This window comes from Pseudomonas sediminis (genome assembly GCF_039555755.1).
Taxonomy (GTDB): domain Bacteria; phylum Pseudomonadota; class Gammaproteobacteria; order Pseudomonadales; family Pseudomonadaceae; genus Aquipseudomonas; species Aquipseudomonas mendocina_D.
Genome location: NZ_CP154631.1, coordinates 1,915,983 through 1,935,367, shown reverse-complemented (window position 1 = coordinate 1,935,367; position 19,385 = coordinate 1,915,983). Strand labels below are relative to the sequence as shown.

Annotated in this window: 21 protein-coding genes and 1 pseudogene; 7 read left to right on the top strand and 15 right to left on the bottom strand. The window is 62.0% G+C overall.

The genetic code is table 11. The annotated features are described in order from the left end of the window. Positions 1-53 precede the first annotated feature (53 nt). Both AAEQ75_RS09260 and AAEQ75_RS09255 read left to right on the top strand, forming a co-directional pair. A complete protein-coding gene (locus AAEQ75_RS09260; RefSeq protein WP_013713337.1) occupies positions 54-446 on the top strand; it encodes a response regulator in 393 nt (130 codons plus the stop codon). Positions 447-497: 51 nt separating this feature from the next. Then, positions 498-1,166: a DUF3313 domain-containing protein gene (locus AAEQ75_RS09255; protein WP_017361120.1), complete on the top strand. Its 669-nt coding sequence runs from the start codon at positions 498-500 to the stop codon at positions 1,164-1,166. Here AAEQ75_RS09255 and AAEQ75_RS09250 read toward each other — a convergent pair whose 3' ends face one another. Both AAEQ75_RS09250 and AAEQ75_RS09245 read right to left on the bottom strand, forming a co-directional pair. Beyond that, positions 1,167-1,949 carry an N-acetylmuramoyl-L-alanine amidase gene (locus AAEQ75_RS09250; RefSeq protein WP_343351848.1) on the bottom strand — a complete coding sequence of 261 codons (783 nt, stop codon included), beginning with the start codon at positions 1,947-1,949 and terminating at the stop codon, positions 1,167-1,169. Further along, positions 1,946-2,536 (bottom strand): MarC family protein, encoded by a 591-nt coding sequence (locus AAEQ75_RS09245; RefSeq protein WP_343351846.1) that lies wholly within the window; start codon positions 2,534-2,536, stop codon positions 1,946-1,948. The genes AAEQ75_RS09250 and AAEQ75_RS09245 overlap by 4 nt, the downstream gene beginning before the upstream one ends. Positions 2,537-2,765: 229 nt before the next feature. Here AAEQ75_RS09245 and AAEQ75_RS09240 point away from each other — a divergent pair. Then, positions 2,766-3,538 (top strand): annotated as a pseudogene (locus AAEQ75_RS09240) (solute carrier family 23 protein); the annotation flags it as partial. Here AAEQ75_RS09240 and AAEQ75_RS09235 read toward each other — a convergent pair. The 5 genes from AAEQ75_RS09235 to AAEQ75_RS09215 all read right to left on the bottom strand — a co-directional run bounded on the left by AAEQ75_RS09235 (position 3,533) and on the right by AAEQ75_RS09215 (position 7,991). Continuing rightward, positions 3,533-5,365, bottom strand: coding sequence for a GGDEF domain-containing protein (locus AAEQ75_RS09235; protein WP_343351844.1), 1,833 nt, complete (start codon positions 5,363-5,365; stop codon positions 3,533-3,535). The pseudogene AAEQ75_RS09240 and the gene AAEQ75_RS09235 overlap by 6 nt on opposite strands. A 5-nt stretch (positions 5,366-5,370) precedes the next feature. Further along, the gene (locus AAEQ75_RS09230) at positions 5,371-6,243 is read right to left on the bottom strand and encodes an endonuclease/exonuclease/phosphatase family protein (protein ID WP_343351842.1); all 873 of its coding nucleotides are present in this window, start codon (positions 6,241-6,243) and stop codon (positions 5,371-5,373) included. A 21-nt stretch (positions 6,244-6,264) separates the two neighbouring features. Then, positions 6,265-6,891 (bottom strand): thiol:disulfide interchange protein DsbA/DsbL, encoded by a 627-nt coding sequence (locus AAEQ75_RS09225; RefSeq protein WP_343351840.1) that lies wholly within the window; start codon positions 6,889-6,891, stop codon positions 6,265-6,267. Between the two features lie 153 nt (positions 6,892-7,044). Beyond that, a complete protein-coding gene (locus AAEQ75_RS09220; RefSeq protein WP_017676420.1) occupies positions 7,045-7,650 on the bottom strand; it encodes a c-type cytochrome in 606 nt (201 codons plus the stop codon). A 50-nt stretch (positions 7,651-7,700) separates the two neighbouring features. Continuing rightward, a complete protein-coding gene (locus AAEQ75_RS09215; RefSeq protein WP_343352356.1) occupies positions 7,701-7,991 on the bottom strand; it encodes a c-type cytochrome in 291 nt (96 codons plus the stop codon). 243 nt (positions 7,992-8,234) lie between these two features. On the opposite strand from AAEQ75_RS09215, the gene yihA reads away from it, so the two are divergent. Continuing rightward, positions 8,235-8,882 (top strand): ribosome biogenesis GTP-binding protein YihA/YsxC, encoded by a 648-nt coding sequence (gene yihA, locus AAEQ75_RS09210; protein WP_343351837.1) that lies wholly within the window; start codon positions 8,235-8,237, stop codon positions 8,880-8,882. A 419-nt stretch (positions 8,883-9,301) separates the two neighbouring features. Here yihA and polA read toward each other — a convergent pair whose 3' ends face one another. Next, a complete protein-coding gene (gene polA, locus AAEQ75_RS09205; RefSeq protein WP_343351835.1) occupies positions 9,302-12,097 on the bottom strand; it encodes a DNA polymerase I in 2,796 nt (931 codons plus the stop codon). Between the two features lie 75 nt (positions 12,098-12,172). Between polA and AAEQ75_RS09200 the strand changes: the two genes are divergently transcribed. Both AAEQ75_RS09200 and AAEQ75_RS09195 read left to right on the top strand, forming a co-directional pair. Further along, positions 12,173-12,457: a DUF2782 domain-containing protein gene (locus tag AAEQ75_RS09200; RefSeq protein ID WP_125834775.1), complete on the top strand. Its 285-nt coding sequence runs from the start codon at positions 12,173-12,175 to the stop codon at positions 12,455-12,457. 16 nt (positions 12,458-12,473) lie between these two features. Continuing rightward, on the top strand, positions 12,474-13,424 hold the full coding sequence (locus AAEQ75_RS09195) for a homoserine kinase (RefSeq protein WP_343351833.1): 951 nt from the start codon (positions 12,474-12,476) through the stop codon (positions 13,422-13,424). Between the two features lie 261 nt (positions 13,425-13,685). On the opposite strand, the gene AAEQ75_RS09190 is transcribed toward AAEQ75_RS09195, so the two are convergent. The 5 genes from AAEQ75_RS09190 to AAEQ75_RS09170 are packed head-to-tail and all read right to left on the bottom strand — an operon-like array spanning position 13,686 to position 17,645. Beyond that, positions 13,686-14,318 carry an SCO family protein gene (locus tag AAEQ75_RS09190; protein WP_343351831.1) on the bottom strand — a complete coding sequence of 211 codons (633 nt, stop codon included), beginning with the start codon at positions 14,316-14,318 and terminating at the stop codon, positions 13,686-13,688. A gap of 8 nt (positions 14,319-14,326) precedes the next feature. Beyond that, positions 14,327-15,226 carry a heme o synthase gene (gene cyoE, locus AAEQ75_RS09185; RefSeq protein WP_017676413.1) on the bottom strand — a complete coding sequence of 300 codons (900 nt, stop codon included), beginning with the start codon at positions 15,224-15,226 and terminating at the stop codon, positions 14,327-14,329. Between the two features lie 23 nt (positions 15,227-15,249). Then, positions 15,250-16,305 (bottom strand): COX15/CtaA family protein, encoded by a 1,056-nt coding sequence (locus AAEQ75_RS09180; protein ID WP_343351828.1) that lies wholly within the window; start codon positions 16,303-16,305, stop codon positions 15,250-15,252. 55 nt (positions 16,306-16,360) lie between these two features. Then, positions 16,361-16,939 carry a hypothetical protein gene (locus AAEQ75_RS09175; RefSeq protein WP_279922134.1) on the bottom strand — a complete coding sequence of 193 codons (579 nt, stop codon included), beginning with the start codon at positions 16,937-16,939 and terminating at the stop codon, positions 16,361-16,363. Next, a complete protein-coding gene (locus tag AAEQ75_RS09170; protein WP_343351826.1) occupies positions 16,914-17,645 on the bottom strand; it encodes an SURF1 family protein in 732 nt (243 codons plus the stop codon). The genes AAEQ75_RS09175 and AAEQ75_RS09170 overlap by 26 nt, the downstream gene beginning before the upstream one ends. A 71-nt stretch (positions 17,646-17,716) precedes the next feature. Here AAEQ75_RS09170 and AAEQ75_RS09165 point away from each other — a divergent pair, with 71 nt between their 5' ends. Further along, on the top strand, positions 17,717-17,920 hold the full coding sequence (locus AAEQ75_RS09165; RefSeq protein WP_074857144.1) for a twin transmembrane helix small protein: 204 nt from the start codon (positions 17,717-17,719) through the stop codon (positions 17,918-17,920). A gap of 6 nt (positions 17,921-17,926) precedes the next feature. Here AAEQ75_RS09165 and AAEQ75_RS09160 read toward each other — a convergent pair whose 3' ends face one another. Then, positions 17,927-18,823, bottom strand: a complete 897-nt coding sequence (locus AAEQ75_RS09160) for a cytochrome c oxidase subunit 3 (protein ID WP_343351822.1) — start codon at positions 18,821-18,823, stop codon at positions 17,927-17,929. A gap of 11 nt (positions 18,824-18,834) precedes the next feature. Then, on the bottom strand, positions 18,835-19,383 hold the full coding sequence (locus AAEQ75_RS09155) for a cytochrome c oxidase assembly protein (protein ID WP_143504978.1): 549 nt from the start codon (positions 19,381-19,383) through the stop codon (positions 18,835-18,837). Positions 19,384-19,385 lie beyond the last annotated feature (2 nt).

The following is a 19,385-nucleotide window of genomic DNA, read 5'->3' as shown; positions in this document are numbered from 1 at the left end:
CTCCGAAGTTTGCCAAACATTTGCGTATTCTGCGCGCTGAAACAGAGAGCCTCATGACCGAAACCGATTGCGCCAGTGCCAAGACCATCCTGCTGGTCGAAGACGACGATGTCGTGCGCGAGCTCACCGCGGAGGTGCTCGGCGAGTTCGGTTATCGCGTGCACGCCCTGCGTGACGGCCCCAGCGCACTCGATCTGTTGCGCAGCGGGCAGCGGGTCGATCTGTTGATGAGCGATATTGGCTTGCCCGGCATGGACGGGCGCGAACTGGTGGAAACCGCACGCCAGTTGCAGCCGACCCTGCCGGTGCTGTTCGCCAGCGGCTACGACGAACGCGAACTGCTCGAGGCCGTACGAGCTCGCGACAGCGCAGCCGCCACCGACAGCATCGTCAAACCCTATGATTTCAGGTTGCTGGCACAAAGACTGGGCGAACTGGCGGGCTGACGGAGCGGCATCTAGTCTGATTTTCAGACCACTGGACAGGAGAGTCCGCCGATGCGTTACGCCACCCCGCTTCGCCTGGGCCTTCTCGCTGGCTTGCTGCTCTCCGGCTGCGCCAGTCAGACCACCCAACCCACGCAGTTCTCCGGCTACCTCGCCGATTACTCCCAGCTCCAGCCTGCCACCTCGGCCACTGGAGCACCGGTGCTACGCTGGATTTCGCCGCAGTTTCGCAGCGAGCGCTACACCTCGGTCTACGTCGAGCAGCCGAGCTTCTACCCCGAACCCATGCCCAGCGATCAAGTCAGCGCCCAGACGCTGGAACAGGCGCGTGACTACCTGCACCAGGCACTGCTGCGCGAGCTCAAGGACGGGCGCCTGAAGCTGGTCGACACGCCAAGCATGGATAGCCTGGTGCTGCGCAGCGCGATCACCGGGGTCAACGTCTCGACCGAGGGGATCAAGGCCTACGAGGTGATCCCCGTGGCCCTGGTGATCGCCGCAGCGAGCACGGCTGCCGGCACCCGTGACCGCGACACCGAGATTTTCATCGAACTGGAAGCACTCGATGCCCGCACCAGTGAACCGGTGCTGCGGGTGGTGCGCAAAGGTCATGGCCTGACGCTGGCCAACAGCAGCACCCAGTTGACCCTGGACGACCTTAAGCCGGTGCTGGATGTCTGGGCACGCGACGCGCGGGACTTCCAACCCGGCCTGCGCTGATCAGCCGGCCGCCTGCAGATTGAGCACCAGCAAGCGCGCTGCGGTTTCCGCGTCCGGCTGACCGTCGTAGTTGGCCGGACGATACTTCATCTGGAAGGCCGCGATGACATTGCGCGTCGCCTCGTCCAGCTCGCCATGCTGCGGCACCGTATACCCCTGCTGCGCCAGTTGTTCCTGGAACCACTGCACATTGGGCAAGCTGGTGCTGAACAGCGCCTGCTGACGCGCCACCGCGTCTTCGTTCGGCCAGGGCACCAGGCCCTCATCGGCCAGACGCTTCCAGGGGAACAACGGGCCCGGATCGACCTTGCGCTGGGGCGCCACGTCGCTGTGCGCAATGATCGAGCCCAACGGTAGTTGATGACGCTTGACGATGTCCTTGAGCAATACGATCAGGGTGTCGATCTGCTGCGGGGCGAACGGCTGCCAATAGCGCCCGGCAGGTGTCTGGTAGTAGCCCTGGTTGACCAACTCGATGCCGATGGTGGTGCTGTTGAGCCAGGTGCGCCCTTTCCACTCGCTGACCCCGACGTGCCAGGCACGGCGGTTTTCGTCCACCAGGCGGTAGACGGTCGGTGGCGCATCGCCAATCAGGTAGTGACTGCTGACCTCGGTCTGCGTCAGCAGCTCGAGCGAACGCTGCAGATCAGCGGAGGTGTAGTGCAGTACGACGTACTGTACGCGGCTGTTCTGGCCAGTTGCGGTATGGCTGTCGTCAATTCGCAGGCTACCGGCACAACCAGCGAGCAGAACAAGAACGAGGGCAAGGCAAAGAGACTTCATGCGTGACCGAATACGCTTTGCAGGTTGTCCAGCAGCATGTCGACGCTGAGCATGATCAGCAGCATCCCCATCAGACGTTCCACTGCCATCAACCCGCGGTTACCTAGGAACCGCTGCAGGAACGAAGCCTGCAGCAGAATGAATGCCGTCGCCGCCCAGGCCAGGATCAAGGCCAGATAAAGCTCCCAGAGCGGCCCGGTGTGGGTGTTGCGCAGGGTCATCAGCACCGCGAGTGCCGAAGGCCCTGCCACCGCAGGCGTCGCCAGCGGCACCAGCATCGGTTCACCGTCCGGCACGTCACCGAGCAGGCCCTGCGGGCTGGGAAAGATCAGGCGCATGGCGATGACGAACAGGATGATACCGCCGGCGATGGCCGTTGCCTCGCGCGAGAGCCCGAGGCTGGTGAGGAATTTGTCACCAAAGGTGAGGAACAGCAGCAGCAGGCCAAGGGCGAACAGCAGTTCGCGCGCGGCAATCCAGATGCGTCGACGAGGCTCGACGTTCTTCAGCGCGGCGATGTAGATGGCGATATTGCCGAAAGGGTCGGTGACCAGAAAGATCAGCGCGGCGATGCTGAAAATGTCCATGGGTATCTCCGCTGACAGGTGCGCATAGTCTAGGGCCTGCGGGGGGCGTCTCGCGAGCCGGCGCGCGCACCTAATACCTGCTTTTTTAGCAGGGGCGAACTGTTAATGACCGAAAACGCAGCGGCGCTCATGGAAACGACCAGTCGTAGACTTGTATACAAAATATCAGCCAAGACAGCCACAAAATATCTACATTGACCAAACAAGAACAACAGCGAGTAGTTTTTCCATGACCTCCACCGCTCCGCGCCCCGAGGACGAGAACCTCGGTATCGGCTCCAACCTGCTCTACGTTCTGCAACACGTACTGACCATGTATGGCGGCATCGTTGCCGTGCCATTGATCGTCGGTCAGGCGGCCGGCCTGTCACCTGCCGATATCGGCAGGCTGATCACGGCCTCACTGTTCGTTGGCGGCGCAGCTACCCTGCTGCAGACCATCGGCCTGCCGTTCTTCTATTGAGCAAGGTAGGCAGCGCCACTATCTCGCGCCTGTCGATCCTGCTGGCGATGGTGATCGGCACGCTGGTCGCCTTGGCATTCGGCATGGCCGACTTTTCCAGGGTCAGTGAAGAGCCGGTGTTGGCCTTCCCGACTCCGTTGCATTTCGGCGTGCCGGTGTTCGAGGTGGCGCCGGCATCGCGCTGTTCGGTACGGTCGCGGCCAGCGGCATCCGCCGCCCTAGCCAAGGTGGATTACCGCAACAACATGAATCTGGTGATCGTCGCCACCTCCATCTATTTCGGCATGATCCCCATTGCCATGCCCAGCTTCTATCACCATTTCCCGGCCTGGTTCGAAACCATCTTCCACTCCGGTATCAGCTCGGCGGCGATCATGGCGATCCTGCTCAACCTGCTGTTCAACCATTTCACCACCGGCAACTCGGACCAGCAGTCGGTATTCGTGGCAGGTACCGAGCGCAGCCTGCGCTATCGCGACATCGCCGCCCTGCACGAGGGTGACCACTTCATCGGCGGCTGGATTTACGCCGACTCAGGCCTGTTCAACGCGGTTGCGCCCAGCACCCTTGGCTCGATATAGCGCCTGATCGGCGCGCTCGAAGGTATCCTCGGTGGCCTCGTCATTGCGAAACTCTGCAATGCCGGCAGAAAGAGTGATGGTCACCGGCTCGCCCTTGAAGTGGAACGGGCAGGCTTCGACCGCTGCACGCAGGGTTTCCAGCAATTGCACGCCTCCATCAAGCGGCGTGCCTGGAATCAGCAGAACGAACTCCTCGCCACCGAAGCGGGCAATGAAATCGGTCTTGCGCAGACGTTTGTGCAGTTCACCGGCAATGATCTTCAGCACTCGATCCCCTGCCAGGTGACCGTAGCCATCGTTGATCCGCTTGAAGTGGTCGATATCCAGCACCGCCATCAGCAACTGGCCGCCATAGCGCTGGCGTCGGGCAGTCTCCAGGTCGAGGCGCTCGCTCCAGGCCGCGCGATTAGGCAAGCCGGTCAGAGGGTCGAGCAGCGATTTCTGCCGCTGCTCCTCGATATGTTGGCGAAACTGTTGCGCCTCGAGCTCCATTTCAGCGACACGCTTGACCAGGCCCTGCAGCCGTTCCGCCACGTCATCCTCACCACTGTCGCGCTGACGCTGATGATTGCTGACGCTCTGCAGCAGGCCCTCCAGACGCTGCTCCAGCGCTTGCTTGAGCGCGTCCAGATCGGCCGCCTCCTGCACGCTGTTCTGCAAGTCGCTGACCTGATCGCGCAACTGCTGGTTGAAGTGGCGCGTGCTTTCCACCGAGGCGGTATAACCCTCATGCGCTTCACTGAGGGTGCTGATAAAGGCGGCCAGGCGCTCGTTGAGCTGCTTGAGATAACCGGCGAACTCACGATGGCCACTGTCGGTGACTGCCAATACCAGCACAGCCAGATCGTCCAGCACGGGTACCAGTTCGTACCAGTTGAGGTTGCCCTCCAGACGCTGGCGCAGCGCATCACCTTGCGGCTGATGACGTGCCGGCAACTCCAGCTCGTCGAGCAGGCTGCGCAAGCTGCCGGCGATATGCGGGGCCACCGCGCTGTATCCGGGTTCGCTGCCGGGCAGGGAGAACGGGCTGTCGCCTGCATCCTCCGGCGGCACCAGGCCAGGCGGCAGTGGCAGGCTGTCGAGCATGGGCGCGGCGTCGTTGGCCTGATGCTTTCTCTTTGCCAAGGTGGCAACAGCCGCTGGCTCGCTCGCAGGCATGAGGACCGCTGGCGTGCGCTCTGCACTCTCGGAGACAGTGGCAGGCTTAACCTCAGGCTCCGATTTAGGTGCAGGTGCAGTGTTCGCGATCTCTTCGCTGCTTTCACCACGCGAGCCGAAGAGGCGCTGCAGCAAGCCGGGTTGCTCCTGCACCGGGGTTTGCAGAACGGTCAGCGCCTGCCCTTGCAGGTTGCTCAGTTGGCTGAGCAATGCGGGCAACAGATACTGGTGGCTGGTGGCGTCCTGCAGTTGTTTGCCGAGTGACTTGAGTGCCTTGCGTACCTCACGCGGCGGCTGCAGACGTTGCAACTGTTCGATCAGGCCCGCCAATGCCGTGGCGGCCTCGCCGGCACGCTGCTGACGGCGCTGCTCGGAATCCAGCACGGCCTTTTCCAGACGCGGGATAAGGCCGCCCAATGCAGCGTCCATATCGTCGCGGCGAAGAATTTCGCGCATTTCCTGCATGCACTGATCGACCGCCTTGTCCGCGCCCTCGGCGGCCAGGCTGCTGCGCACCAGCCCCCGGCGCAGCAGATCCAGGCGCAACTCCCAACGGCGGTCGAGCTTCTCCTGCTGTTCCAGGCTGCTCAGGTACTTTTCTTTCCAGCGCTGCGCGTCATCGCTCATACGGCTTACTCGGGAGATGGCGTCTTCAGCATAGGCATTTGCGCGCCATTCTGTGCTTCCGGCAGGCGGATTTCCACGGCTACGGGAAGGTGGTCGGAAATAGGCTGGCTGAGCACGTCGACACGCCCCAGTTCAAGCTCCGAGCTGAGCAGGATATGGTCGAGACAGCGCTGCGGGCGCCAGCTGGGGAAAGTCGCCTCGACCTGCGGTGCGAGCAGGCCGAGATCGCGCAACGGGGAGTTCTCCAGCAGGTCGATGGCATGGGTATTCATGTCGCCCATCAGCACCAGGTGGCGAAACTCGCTGACACGCTCACGAATGTAGGCCAGTTGCCGCGTTCGGGTGCGAGCTCCCAGCGCCAGATGCATCATCACTACACCCAGTGCATGCTCACCCTCGCCCAAACGCAGGAAGATCGCACCACGCCCAGGCGGGCCGGGGAGCGGATGGTCTTCCAGCAGAGAGGGACGCAAACGGCTGAGCACACCGTTGCTGTGCTGGGCGAAGCGCCCGAGATTGCGATTGAGCTGTTGGTACCAGAAGGGAAAGGCCCCCTGCTGGGCCAGGTACTCGACCTGATTGATGTAGCCAGAACGCAGGCTGCCGCCATCGACCTCCTGCAAAGCCACCAGATCGAAGTCGGCGAGCAGATCACCGATGCGCTGCAGGTTGCCGGCACGCCCGGCGTGAGGCAACAGATGCTGCCAACTGCGCGTCAGGTAATGGTGATAACGCTGGGTATTGATGCCGACCTGGACATTGAAACTGAGCAAGCGCAACAGGCCGTCAGCTGGCCAGTCGGCATGGGGCGAACAGTGCGGGTTGATCTGTGGATCGCACAGACCAACCGCACGTGTCTTTCGCCAGCGGCGCAGCATGCTTCGCGCCTGCGGCCGCGCTTAGAGCGCCTCGCGTTCCTTGGCGATCAGGTGGTCAGCGACCTGCAGGGTCTGCTGCGGACCACCGGCCGAGCCCAGGTCGAAGCGATACTTGCCGCCCACGACCATCACCGGTACACCCGTGATCTGGTAAGCCATGGCCAGTTTCTTGGCCTTTTCCATCTGGCCTTTGACGGCGAAGGAATTGAAGGTCTTGAGGAAGGCTTCGCGATCGACACCCTGGGTGGCGACGAAATCGGCAAACTCTTCAGCCGAGGCCAGTTTCTTCTTCTCCTGGTGGATAGCGGTGAACACGGCGTCATGCACCTTGTGCTCGACCTTCATGCTTTCCAGGGTGATGAACGCCTGGCCATGCACGTTCCAGATGCCACCGAACAGCGCCGGCACACGAACGAAGTTGACGTCATCCGGCAGTTTTTCGACCCAGGGGTTGAGGGTCGCTTCGAACTGGTAGCAATGCGGGCAGCCATACCAGAACAGCTCCACCACTTCGACCTTGCCAGGCTTGGACACCGGCACTGGGCTCTTCAGCTCGACGTACTGCTGGCCGGCCACCGGCTCGGCATGAGCAGTAAGACCGAACAGGCTGCTGATCGCCAGAGCGGCGCCAAAAATCAGGTTACGCATGGGGTACTCCTCAACTGGATAAGCGTCGCCCTGGTGGCGATTCGAGACTATGACTCGCTACCGCTGGGCCGGTTCCGCCCATTGTAGCCGCGGCGCAAATGAAAAAGGGTGGCCGTAGCCACCCTTTGTCTTGCCAAAAGCAACGATGGTCCGTCAGTGCAGGCCCTGGATGAAGCTGGATACAGCTTCGATATCCTTGTTGCTCAGTTTGGCAGCGATGGCGCGCATGATCATCGCGTCGCCGTCGTTGGTGCGGTTGCCTTCGCGGAAGTCAGTCAGCTGCTTGGCCACGTACTGAGCGTGCTGGCCGCCCAGGTGTGGGAAGCCGGCAGCGGCCAGGCCAGCGCCGTTGGGCGAATGGCAACCGATGCAGGATGGCATGCCCTCTTCCAGCTTGCCGCCACGGAACAGTGCTTCACCACGCTCGACCAACTTGGGATCGGCGGCACCAACGCTCATCTTCTGACTGGAGAAGTAAGCGGCGATGTCAGCCATATCCTGTTCGCTGAGGTTGTCCAGCATGCCGGTCATTTCGACCACCGGACGGGCACCGGACTTGATGTCGTGCAGCTGCTTGAGCAAGTAACGCTCGCCCTGACCGGCCAGCTTGGGGAAGTTTGGTGCAGGGCTGTTGCCATCGGCGCCATGACAGGCACCACAGACAGCGACTTTGCCCTGACCGGCTTCGGCATCGCCAGCAGCCTGTGCCACGCCAGTGAGGCCCAGGGTCAACAGCAGACTCACGAGTACTTTGTTCATCAGCTAATCCAATTACGGCTAAGAGAGAAAGGGTTATCGAGCGGGCTTACTCACTCGGTCATCAGCTTGATGACCGCCTGGTAATCCTCGGCCGAGCAGTCCATGCACAAGCCGCGCGGCGGCATGGCATTCAAACCATTGGTAACGCTTTGCACCAGTGCATCCATGCCCTTGGCCAAACGCGGCTCCCATGCGGCCTTGTCGCCCTTCTTGGGCGCCGTGGGAATCTGGCCGTTGTGACAAACGCCACACGCACGGTCGTACACAGCTTGCGCATCCTGAGCAGCATAGCCGTTGAACGACAACATCATAACGGCAGCAGCAAGCAGCATTTTCTTCATCAGATCAACCTCATCAGGGTTGGGAACGTCCTGCTTTCTATCGAGCAGAGATTTAATCGCTCCCGGCAATTGGGTTCCTGCGGGTGGGACAAAGCGCACACAAAATCTGCGGCATTATATACTGGCAACACTGAAACGGAAACGACGCCCCCTGCCGCCCCCTCTGGAGCGCAGCAGGTGCGCGGAAATGTCGCAAGCCCTCGAACCACTGAACAGGAATCGAGGCATCCACCGGATACCCCCATGCTCCCGAAAAATCCCATCATCGGTCTGTGCCAGCAGGCCAGCTTCCTCATCAGTGCCGCCAAGGTCGACCAGTGCCCCGAGGACAGCGGCCTGGAGGTGGCATTCGCCGGCCGCTCCAACGCTGGCAAGTCGAGCGCGCTCAACACCCTTACCCACGCCAGCCTGGCGCGCACCTCGAAAACACCGGGACGCACGCAGTTGCTCAACTTCTTCCGCCTGGACGACGAGCGTCGCTTGGTCGACCTGCCCGGCTACGGTTATGCCAAGGTACCGATCCCGCTCAAACAGCACTGGCAGAAACATCTGGAAGCGTATCTGGGCAGCCGCGAGAGTTTGAGCGGCCTGGTGTTGATGATGGATATCCGCCATCCGCTGACCGAGTTCGACTGCATGATGCTGGACTGGTCGGTAGCCAGTGGCATGCCGCTGCATATCCTGCTGACCAAGGCCGACAAACTGGCTTTCGGCGCAGCGAAGACCACCTTGCTCAAGGTGCGCCAGGAAATTCACAAGCAGTGGGGCGAGGCCATCAGCATCCAGCTGTTCTCGGCGCCTAAGCGCATGGGCGTGGAAGAGGCGCAGATGGTGCTGGCAGGTTGGCTGGATCTGTTGCCGGAAGAGGATGAAGAAGGCGCCGAGGAATAAGTCGTAGGGTGCGCTGTGCGCACCGAGATCGTAGGGAGTATTCGGTGCGCCCGGCGCACCCTACGGAGCTGCAGCCGCCCGGTTTGACTTGAGAAGCCCTCTCCCACAAGCGGTAGAGGGTCGTCAGAATGCAGCTAGCGGCACTTTTCTGCAGGCAAAAAAAACCCCGAGCTTCGTATGGGGAGGGAGAAGTTCGGGGTTCAAGGTCTGAACCGCTAGGGCGGGGTTCAGATGTCTGCCAACACTTAACACAACAAAGGAGCATTGAAGGGCTTAACGGCCATTCCTGAACTCTGACCGGGTGGGTTTGCAGAAAGTTCATCGCCGTCTTAAAAACCATTTGCAATAAGAAAGCGCCTTTTGATTCCCTGAAACCCAAAAGCTAGAGCGGCCGCGGCTCTAAGCCGCGGCGACGAGCCTCAATGCGCCTCGTCCCAATTGGCGCCGACGCCGACTTCCACCAGTAGCGGTACATCCAGGTCGGCGGCGCTACTCATCAGGCTCTTGAGTTTGGCGCTGACCTCGTCGATCAGTTCCTCACGCACCTCCAGCACCAGTTCGTCGTGCACCTGCATGATGATGCGTGCATCGATGCCGCTGTCCTGCAGCCAGCTGTCCACGGCGATCATGGCGCGCTTGATGATGTCCGCAGCGGTGCCCTGCATCGGCGCGTTGATCGCCGCGCGCTCGGCGCCCTTGCGCATGGCCTGGTTCTGCGCATGGATTTCCGGCAGGTACAGGCGACGGCCGTAGACCGTCTCCACATAACCCTGCTCGGCGGCCTGGGCGCGGGTGCTTTCCATGTAGGTCAGCACGCCCGGATAACGGGCGAAGTAACGATCGATGTAGGCCTGCGCTTCCTTGCGTTCGACATCGATCTGCTTGGCCAGACCGAAGGCGCTCATGCCATAGATCAGGCCGAAGTTGATGGCCTTGGCCTTGCGCCGCTGGTCGCTGGTCACCTCTTCCAGCGCCACGCCGAACACTTCGGCAGCCGTGGCCTTGTGTACGTCCAGGTCATGGCGGAAGGCGTCCAGCAGGCCTTCGTCCTTGGCCAGGTGAGCCATGATGCGCAGCTCGATCTGCGAATAGTCCGCCGCCATCAGCTTGTAGCCCTTGGGCGCAACGAAAGCCTGACGGATGCGTCGGCCTTCTGCAGTGCGGATCGGGATGTTCTGCAGGTTCGGGTCACTGGAGGACAGGCGGCCAGTGGCGGCGACCGCCTGGTGATAGCTGGTATGGATACGCCCGGTGCGCGGGTTGATCTGCTCCGGCAGCTTGTCGGTGTAGGTGCTCTTGAGCTTGCTCAGGCTGCGGTACTGCATCAGCATCTTGGGCAGTTCGAAATCCTGCTCGGCCAGTTCTGCCAGCACCGCTTCGGCGGTGGAGGGTTGGCCCTTGGCAGTCTTGCTGATCACCGGGTAACCGAGCTTTTCGTAGAGGATCACGCCGAGTTGCTTGGGTGAGGCCAGATTGAATTCCTCACCGGCGATCTCGAACGCCTTGCGCTCCAGCTCCACCAGTTTCTCGCCCAGCTCGACACTCTGCTCGCCGAGCAGCTTGGCATCGACCAGCGCGCCGTTGCGCTCGATGCGCGCCAGCACCGGTACCAACGGGATTTCGATGTCGCGCAGCACCTTGGCCAGGGACGGCACAGCTTCGAGGCGTCCCCACAGTTCCTGATGCAGACGCAAGGTCACGTCGGCATCCTCGGCGGCGTACGGGCCGGCTTGTTCCAGGGCAATCTGGTCGAAGGTCAGCTGCTTGGCACCCTTGCCGGCGATGTCCTCGAAGCGGATGGTGCTGTGGTTCAGGTACTTCAGCGCCAGGCTGTCCATGTCGTGACGGGTGGCGGTGGAGTCCAGCACGTAGGATTCGAGCATGGTGTCGAAGGCCACGCCCTGCACCGTGATCGGTGTGCTGGCGTTAGCCAGGACGTTGATGTCGTACTTGGCGTGCTGGCCGACCTTGGCCTTGGCCGGGTCTTCGAGGATCGGCTTGAGCGCCTTGAGCACCGCGTCGCGGTCGAGCTGCTGCGGCACGCCCATGTAGGAATGCGCCAGCGGCACGTACGCCGCCTCGCCGGCCTTGACCGCGAAGGACAGACCGACCAACTGCGCCTGCTGGGCGTCGATGCTGGTGGTCTCGCTGTCGAAGGCGATCAGCTCGGCCTGCTCCAGCTTTTTCAGCCAGGCATCGAACTGCGCCTGCTCCAGTACCAGCTGATAATCGCCGCTGCTGGCTGGCGCTGGCTCGGCGGTTTCCTCAACGGTGTCACCAGTCGGCTCGGCGAACAGATCGCCAGCCGGCGCAGCAGCCTTGGCAGCCAGCGCCTTATTCTGGCGCAGCAGGTCATCCAGCCAATTCTTGAACTCCAGCTCGCCGTAAAGCTCCACCAGCGCGGCCTGATCCGGTTCGCCGGGATGCAGCGACTCGATCTCGATATTCAGCGGCACGTCGGTCTTGATGGTCGCCAGCTGATAGGACAGGTAAGCCATCTCGCGATGCTCTTCGAGCTTGGCTGGCAGACCCTTGGCGCCACGGATCGCCAGCTCGGGCACCTTGTCGAGGTTGGCGTAGAGCACGTCGAGGCCGCCGCCGATACCAACCAGCAAGCCCAAAGCGGTTTTCTCACCGACACCAGGCACACCCGGAATGTTGTCGACCTTGTCGCCCATCAGCGCCAGGTAGTCGATGATCAGCTCAGGGCCGACACCGAATTTCTCCTTTACGCCATCGGCATCGTAGACGCTTCCCGTCATGGTGTTGACCAGCGTAACGTGCGGGCAGACCAACTGCGCCATGTCCTTGTCACCAGTGGAGATGACCACGTTGCGCTTTTCCCCGGCTGCCTGACGGGCCAAGGTACCGATCACGTCATCGGCTTCGACGCCTTCGACGCACAGCAGCGGCAAGCCCAGGGCACGCACGCTGGCATGCAGCGGCTCAACCTGGACGCGCAACTCGTCCGGCATGGACGGACGATTGGCCTTGTACTCGGCGAATAGCTCATCGCGGAAGGTGCCCCCCTTGGCGTCGAAAACCACGGCAAAGGGGCTGTCCGGGTACTGTTTGCGCAGGCTCTTGAGCATGTTCAGCACGCCCTTCACCGCTCCGGTGGGCATGCCCTTGGAAGTTGTCAGCGGCGGCAGGGCGTGGAAGGCGCGGTACAGATAAGAGGAACCGTCGACCAGAATGAGGGGAGCTTGGCTCATGCGCGGGATCAACCTTTTCGGCGGGTGCAGCGGTAGAATGGCTGCATCGGTAAAAAACGAAGGAGCAAGGTTACCATGGGTACAGTCAATCGCTTGTTGCTGGTCGGCCTGCTGGCCTGTGTGCCACTTGCCGCTCACGCCGAAGATCCGGTGTCTGCCGATCCCGATGTGACCATCCGCCAGGACGGCGACCGCACCATTCAGGAATACCGGGTCAATGGCTTCCTCTATGCCATCAAGGTCATCCCGAAGAACGGCAAACCCTATTTTCTCGTGCGCGCCGATGGCAGCGACGGCAACTTCGTACGTTCGGACGATCCGGACATGCTGATCCCATCGTGGGAAATCTTTAGCTGGTAAGCGATTAAGGTCTGATATGTCGGTATTCACCCCCCTGGAGCGTCATGAGCTCGAAGTCTTCCTGGCGCCCTATGGACTTGGCCGGTTGCGTGACTTCCAGGGCATTGCTGCGGGCAGCGAAAACAGCAACTTCTTCGTCAGCCTGGAGCAGGGCGAATATGTCCTGACCTTGGTCGAACGCGGCCCGGTGGCCGACCTGCCGTTCTTCATCGAATTGCTCGACGTGCTGCACGACGCCGGCCTGCCGGTGCCCTACGCCCTGCGCACGCAGGACGACGAGGCATTGCGCACCCTGGCGGAGAAACCGGCGCTATTGCAGCCCCGGCTTTCAGGCAAGCATGTGCGCGAGGCCAATGCCCATCACTGCCAGGAAGTGGGTAGCCTGCTTGCCCGCATCCATCTGGCCACTCGCGAACAGCCGGTGGAACGTCGCAGCGACCGCGGGCTGGACTGGATGCTCGCCGAAGGTCCGAGCCAGGCGCTTAAGCTTGATGAACAGGCGTTACCGCTGCTGCGTGATGCACTGGCCGAGATCGCCGAGCTGAAGCCGCGCATCCTCGCTTTGCCGCGGGCGAACCTGCATGCCGACCTGTTCCGTGACAACGTGTTGTTCGATGGCAACCACCTGGCTGGGGTAATCGACTTCTACAACGCCTGCTCGGGGCCGATGCTCTACGACCTGGCCATCACCCTCAACGACTGGTGCTCGAACGAAGACGGCAGCCTCGATGGCACTCGAGCCCGTGCGCTACTTGGCGCCTATGCCGCGCTGCGTCCGTTCACCGCTGCCGAGGCAGAGCTGTGGCCAGCCATGCTGCGGGTGGCCTGCGTGCGTTTCTGGCTGTCACGTCTGATCGCCGCCGAGTCGTTCGCCGGGCAGGAAGTGCTGATTCATGATCCGGCCGAATTCCAACGGCGCCTGGCACAACGTCAGCAGGTCAACCTGCCACTGCCGTTCGCACTGTAGCGGGATCAACGCGTTTCGTAGGGTGGGTTAGCCGCCTGTGACACATTGCTGAATCACTCTCTGTTTCTGCGGCGGCGTAACCCACCGTCGGCGCAACGCTATCCATTGCCTGGTGGGTTACGCGGCGCGCCAGGTTGAGTTGCGTATACGCATCCGAGGGATTGCGCCGCTAACCCACCCTACACGTCGCGGCCGTAGCCCGGATGAAATCCGGTAAATGCTGTACCGGATGGTGACGGTTCGCAGGCGCACCCAAGCCGATCAGCTACCCGAAACCAGCCCCGGCAATTGCTCGGCCAGTTTGGCGTTGTTGATCGGCGCACGGATGAAGCCGCGCTGGGTGCCATCCGGGCCGATGATCACCAGATTGCCGCTGTGATCGACGGTGTAGTTTTCCTTGCTGGTGTCAGCCGGGATGTAGGGAATGCTCACCGAGTTGGCGAATTTCTGCAGGGTTTCCTCTTCGCCGGTCAGACCTTTGAAGCCCGCATTGAAAAAGCCCAGGTACTTGCTCAACTGCTCCGGCGTATCACGATGGGGGTCGACGCTGACCATTACCACCCCGAGTCGCGCGCGGGTTTCTTCCGGCAGTTGAGTCTGCAACTGGCGCAGTTGGGCGAGGGTGGCCGGGCAGATATCCGGGCAGAAGGTGTAGCCGAAGAAAAGCAACTTCCAGTCACCCTTGAGCTGATCAACCATGACCTCCTTGCCGTCCTGATCGATCAGGCTCAACGCTGGCAGGTTGCGGTTCTGCGGTAGCAGCACGATACCGGCATCGAGCAATGCGGCCGGGTCACCCTGGCTCTTGCTGTTAAGCACCTTGTTGACGGTCAGGCCCAGCACCAGCGCAACGATGGCAACGAGGACGAAAACGGTAGTCTGTGTACGCGTCATGAGGGCCCTTAGATATTCAGCAACAGATAGTGATCCGCCAGCAGCGCGATGAACAGCAGGAACAGGTACCAGATACTGTACTTGAAGGTGTTGATCGCGGCGTGCGGTTTGCTGTCACGGTACAGCACCCAGGCCCAGTGCAGGAAGCGGCCGCCCAGTAGCACGGCGCAAACCAGGTACAACGGCCCGCTCATATGGATGGCGTAGGGCAGCAGCGTCACCGCGAACATCACCAGGGTGTAAAGCAGGATATGCACTTTGGTGTAGTGCTCACCGTGGGTCACCGGCAGCATGGGAATGTCGGCCTTGGCGTATTCGGCCTTGCGATGGATGGCCAGGGCCCAGAAGTGCGGCGGCGTCCAGGCGAAGATGATCAGCACCAGCAGCAGCGGCTCGGCACTGAGGTGGCCGGTAACGGCGACCCAACCCAGCAACGGTGGGGCAGCACCCGCCAGGCCGCCGATCACGATGTTCTGCGGCGTGGCGCGCTTGAGAAAGCCGGTATAGATCACCGCATAACCGAGCAATGAAGCCAGGGTCAGCCAGGCAGCCAACTCATTGGTGAACACCATCAGCAGGCTCATGCCGGCGATGGCCAGCAGCAGGGCGAAGGTCAGCGCCGCCACCGGCGAGACACGACCGGCGGTGACCGGACGTTTGTGCGTGCGCGCCATGATCGAGTCGATACGGCGATCCACCACATGGTTGACCGCAGCCGCCGCGCCGGCACACAGACCGATGCCGAGGTTGCCGAACAGCAGCACGGTCCAGGGCACACCGGCACGGGTAGCGAGGAACATGCCGACCAGCGAGGTGATCAGCATCAACATCACCACCCGCGGTTTGGTCAGCTCCAGATAATCGCGCCAGGTGGCGTGTTCGGAGTGAGCTCGCAGCATTGTCGCCATGGCATTGCTCCTTGATTCGTTATTTACCGGCCTTGAACCAGACCGTTGGAAACCAGAGTCGCGCGCCTGCCCGCCAGACCAGATGCTTCGCGAGCCGCCGCAGAAACAGCCCTCAGGCGATAGTTGATCAGCACCATCACCAGCAGCAGAACAGCGCCACCAGCGTTGTGCGCCACCGCCACCAGCAGCGGTAGATGGAAGATCACGTTGCTGATACCAAGGCCAACCTGCAGAGCCAGCGCCAGCAGCAGCAGACCGGCCAGGCGCGGTAGCTTGGCAATGCGCAGCTGCCAGGCCAGTGCCAACAGCGCCAGCGTTACCAGCAGCGCTCCGATGCGGTGGCTCATATGAATGGCGGTGCGCGCGTCACTGTCGAGCTGCCCGCCCAGGTAGTTGGGGCCGATGTGCTGGGTAAGGTGAAAGCCTTTGCCGAAATCCATCGCCGGCCACCACTCGCCGTGACAGGTGGGCAGGTCGACGCAGGCGACAGCGGCGTAGTTGGAACTGACCCAGCCGCCGAGGGTGATCTGCCCGATCACCAGCAGCAGGCATGCCGCCGCCAATGTCCGCAGGCGCCCCGGCAACTGCAGCGGCGCGAATCGTCCAGACAGGCGCAAAGTGAGCAAGGTCAACAGACTGAGCGTGGCGAAACCGCCGAGCAGGTGAGCTGTGACCACCTGCGGCCACAGCTGCAGGGTGACCGTCCACATGCCGAAGGCGCCCTGCAGAATCACCAGCGCCAGAATCGCCAGCGGCAACTTGAGCGGCTGAGTTGGCTCCGCACGGCGGCGCACGGACAGGGCAGCAATGGCGAGAATCACCAACCCCAGTGCGCCGGCAAAGTAGCGATGGATCATCTCGTACCAGCCCTTGGCAACCTCTACCGGCGCCTCGGGAAAACGCGCTTCGGCGATGGCCTGCTTGTGCTCGCTCATCGGCACGCCGAGAAACCCGTAGCAGCCTGGCCAATCCGGGCAACCCAGCCCGGCATGGGTCAGTCGGGTGTAGGCACCTAGCAGCACCACCACCACGGTCAGGAGGGTCGCGAACAACGCTAGACGGTAACCGGGCTTGTGCATGTCTACTCCTTGGGCACTGGGCCTGACGCTCTGTCGATATGGACAGAGCGTGGCGTCAACCGATCAGGGAAATTTTCAGCAGGTAGCGCAGATCATCGAGAATGGCCTTGCCCTTGCTGCCGGCCGGATAGCGCAGCACCAGATTGCCGTGTGGATCGACCAGCCATAGCTGTGCCCCCGGCACTGCCTCAGCGGCCTTGTCGTAGGCCTGCAGATCCAGTTGATAGCGTCCAAGTTGCGGGTATTCGCGCTTGAGCGTGGCGTCGTACTCGGCCGGCAGTGGTTCGGCCAGCGCCAGGCCGTGACTCGCGCGGGCAGTCTCGCGATTGAGGCCAATCTGGATCTGCCGCGCCAGGTAAACCAGCTGCTGACAGTCGGCCTCACAGGCGCCCGGTGCTGTCACCAGAATCTGCCACAGCGGCTCCACCTCACCCTGTACGCCGAGATCGGCAAGGGTGCGCCCATCGCCGATCAGCACACCGTGGTAGCTGCGCGTCTCTGGCACCCAGAAGCGCCATTTGTACATGGCGTTAGCCAGGAACATCGGGCCGATGATAATGGCCAGGATCAACAACAACTGCAGGCGACCACGCCCCTTGCGCGGCGCCTCAGGCATGGCGATGGCTGGGTTCATGACGACGCTCCCGTGCATTGTGAATTCCGAGATAAATGAACAGACCAAGCAGTGCCGCAGCCAGAGAGAACCATTGCACCGCATAGCCAAGATGTTTGCTGGGGCTCATGGCCACGATTGGCCAATCGACGCGATAACTGGCAGGCCCGGGCTCCAGACGCACCTCGAAAGGCAGACCACCACGACCCAGCTGGCGCCAGAGACTGGCGGCCTCGACCTGCGTGATCAGTCGCGGCCAGCCTTCGGTCGCCGCACCGGAGCGCAGATTGAAACCGCCAGAAGGCGCGACATAGACCCAGGCGGTGAGTTGCAGTACGCCGTCAGGGCTATCGAAAGGCGGCGCTGTACGCCGATCCGGCCAGGGCAGCCAGCCGCGATTGAGCAACACCCAGAGACCACTGGACTGATCGTAGAACGGCTGCAGCAACTCGACACCGGCATGGCCATCACGGATACGGCTATCGAGCAACAGGCTGTGCTCGGTATCGAAGTGCCCACGCAGTTGAACGCGGCGGTAGGCAGGATCACGCATGGGCTCGAGTTGCTCGAGGCTGATCGGCTCGGCCGTCCGCCGTGCCTCGAAGCTGGCCAACAGCTGGCGTTTCTCTTCGCCACGCTGCAGCTGCCAGAAACCCAGCCAGAGCAACCCCGGCAGCAGCAGGGCAACCAGCACGCTGGGCAACCAACCGGGACGGAAGGCGCTCATTGCGCCCTGCCGATACGGTCTGGGTTGCTGGCTATACTGCAGTGCATCACGTCAATCCCCCGGAGTCTCGCATGCTCAAGGCCGCGATCGTCCTCATGCTGTTGGCCACTCTCGTCAGCCTGTTCAGCGGCCTGTTCTTCCTGGTCAGGGATGAAGGCCATGGTTCCCGCGTGGTCGGCGCCCTGACTGTCCGTGTCGGCCTGACCGCCATCACCGTTGCCCTGATCGCCTGGGGCTTCTACTCAGGGCAACTGGTGTCCCACGTCACCTGGTAGCCCCCGCTACAGGACGTAGACGAAGATGAACAGCCCCAGCCAGACCACATCGACGAAGTGCCAGTACCAGGAGGCTGCCTCGAAGCCGAAGTGCTGATCGGCGTCGAAGTGCCCACGCATGATGCGCACCAACATCACGATCAGGATGATGGTACCGAGCGTCACATGCGCGCCGTGGAAGCCGGTGAGCATGAAGAAGGTCGCACCATAGATGCCTGAGCCAAGGGTCAGCCCCAGCTCGGTGTAAGCCTCGATGTACTCCTCAACCTGAAAGAACAGGAACGCCAGGGCGAGGACAATGGTCGCGGCCAGCCAGGCCTTGAGCGGGCCGCGGTGGTTCTTCTTCAGGGCATGATGGGCAAAGGTGATGGTGACGCTGGAGGACACCAGCAAGATGGTGTTGACCAACGGCAGATGCCACGGGTCGATCACCCCGCTTGGTGGCGGGAACAGTTTGGAATCGGGGTTCTGCAACATCGGCCAGCTGTATTCGAAGCCCTCCCAGAGCATGTTGGCCACGCCCTTGTCACCCTCGCCGCCGAGCCAGGGCCCGGCCCACATGCGAATATAGAACAGGGCGCCGAAGAAGGCGGCGAAGAACATCACCTCCGAGAAGATGAACCAACTCATGCCCCAGCGAAAGGAGCGGTCCATCTGTGCGCTGTACAGACCGCTGCGGCTTTCCTTGATGACGTTGCCGAACCAGCCGAACAACATCCAGGCCAGAATCAGCCCGCCGACGAAGAAGATCAGCGGCCCGTTGGAGCCTTCACGACCCGCCGACAGATCGTTGAACCAGGTGCCAACACCGTAGAAGCTGACCAGCAGACCGACGCTGGCAACGATGGGCCACTTGCTCTGTGCCGGTACGTAATAGTTCTCGTGACTTTCATGACTCGACATTGTTGTTCTCCTTATGGAGCCTGTGCCACTGGCGGCTTGCGCGCGGTGATATCGAACAGGGTGTAACCCAGCGTCAGGTGCTTCACGTCCTGTGGCAGGTCACGGTCGACGATGAAGCGCACCGGCATTTCGATGCGCTCGCCCGGCTGCAGCACCTGCTGGGTGAAACAGAAGCACTCGGTTTTATGAAAGAACGCTGCCGCCTTGGACGGCGAAACGCTGGGAATTGCCTGTGCGCTCATCGGCTGGTCGCTGGGGTTGTAGGCGACGAACAGCATGTCCCGCGCCTCCCCCGGGTGAACCAGAATCTCGTCGGCCTGCGGACCGAACTCCCAGACCATGCCGGCGGCGTTGGTGGCGAGAAACTGCACGCGCACCTCTCGAGCTACGTCCACCATTTGCTCGCCCTGGTAGGCTCCGGCCGTCTTGCCGTTGATGCCGAACACCCGGCACATGGCGTCGTAGAAAGGCGGCAGGATGAAGATGCCGAAGCAGAACATCACCACCACCACGAGCAGCAGACGGGTAACCAGGCGACGAGTCGCGATGACCTCGCTCACGG

Bases quoted from the DNA above. Each gene is read 5' to 3' on its own strand.
- polA (WP_343351835.1), bottom strand. From the start codon at position 12,097: ATGAGCCAAGCTCCCCTCATTCTGGTCGACGGTTCCTCTTATCTGTAC.
- yihA (WP_343351837.1), top strand. From the start codon at position 8,235: ATGCTCCCGAAAAATCCCATCATCGGTCTGTGCCAGCAGGCCAGCTTC.
- AAEQ75_RS09200 (WP_125834775.1), top strand. From the start codon at position 12,173: ATGGGTACAGTCAATCGCTTGTTGCTGGTCGGCCTGCTGGCCTGTGTG.
- AAEQ75_RS09220 (WP_017676420.1), bottom strand. From the start codon at position 7,650: ATGAACAAAGTACTCGTGAGTCTGCTGTTGACCCTGGGCCTCACTGGC.
- AAEQ75_RS09195 (WP_343351833.1), top strand. From the start codon at position 12,474: ATGTCGGTATTCACCCCCCTGGAGCGTCATGAGCTCGAAGTCTTCCTG.
- AAEQ75_RS09230 (WP_343351842.1), bottom strand. From the start codon at position 6,243: ATGCTGCGCCGCTGGCGAAAGACACGTGCGGTTGGTCTGTGCGATCCA.
- cyoE (WP_017676413.1), bottom strand. From the start codon at position 15,226: ATGGCGACAATGCTGCGAGCTCACTCCGAACACGCCACCTGGCGCGAT.
- AAEQ75_RS09225 (WP_343351840.1), bottom strand. From the start codon at position 6,891: ATGCGTAACCTGATTTTTGGCGCCGCTCTGGCGATCAGCAGCCTGTTC.
- AAEQ75_RS09245 (WP_343351846.1), bottom strand. From the start codon at position 2,536: ATGGACATTTTCAGCATCGCCGCGCTGATCTTTCTGGTCACCGACCCT.
- AAEQ75_RS09235 (WP_343351844.1), bottom strand. From the start codon at position 5,365: ATGAGCGATGACGCGCAGCGCTGGAAAGAAAAGTACCTGAGCAGCCTG.
- AAEQ75_RS09255 (WP_017361120.1), top strand. From the start codon at position 498: ATGCGTTACGCCACCCCGCTTCGCCTGGGCCTTCTCGCTGGCTTGCTG.
- AAEQ75_RS09160 (WP_343351822.1), bottom strand. From the start codon at position 18,823: ATGTCGAGTCATGAAAGTCACGAGAACTATTACGTACCGGCACAGAGC.
- AAEQ75_RS09175 (WP_279922134.1), bottom strand. From the start codon at position 16,939: ATGAACCCAGCCATCGCCATGCCTGAGGCGCCGCGCAAGGGGCGTGGT.
- AAEQ75_RS09190 (WP_343351831.1), bottom strand. From the start codon at position 14,318: ATGACGCGTACACAGACTACCGTTTTCGTCCTCGTTGCCATCGTTGCG.
- AAEQ75_RS09180 (WP_343351828.1), bottom strand. From the start codon at position 16,305: ATGCACAAGCCCGGTTACCGTCTAGCGTTGTTCGCGACCCTCCTGACC.
- AAEQ75_RS09165 (WP_074857144.1), top strand. From the start codon at position 17,717: ATGCTCAAGGCCGCGATCGTCCTCATGCTGTTGGCCACTCTCGTCAGC.
- AAEQ75_RS09260 (WP_013713337.1), top strand. From the start codon at position 54: ATGACCGAAACCGATTGCGCCAGTGCCAAGACCATCCTGCTGGTCGAA.
- AAEQ75_RS09215 (WP_343352356.1), bottom strand. From the start codon at position 7,991: ATGAAGAAAATGCTGCTTGCTGCTGCCGTTATGATGTTGTCGTTCAAC.
- AAEQ75_RS09250 (WP_343351848.1), bottom strand. From the start codon at position 1,949: ATGAAGTCTCTTTGCCTTGCCCTCGTTCTTGTTCTGCTCGCTGGTTGT.
- AAEQ75_RS09170 (WP_343351826.1), bottom strand. From the start codon at position 17,645: ATGAGCGCCTTCCGTCCCGGTTGGTTGCCCAGCGTGCTGGTTGCCCTG.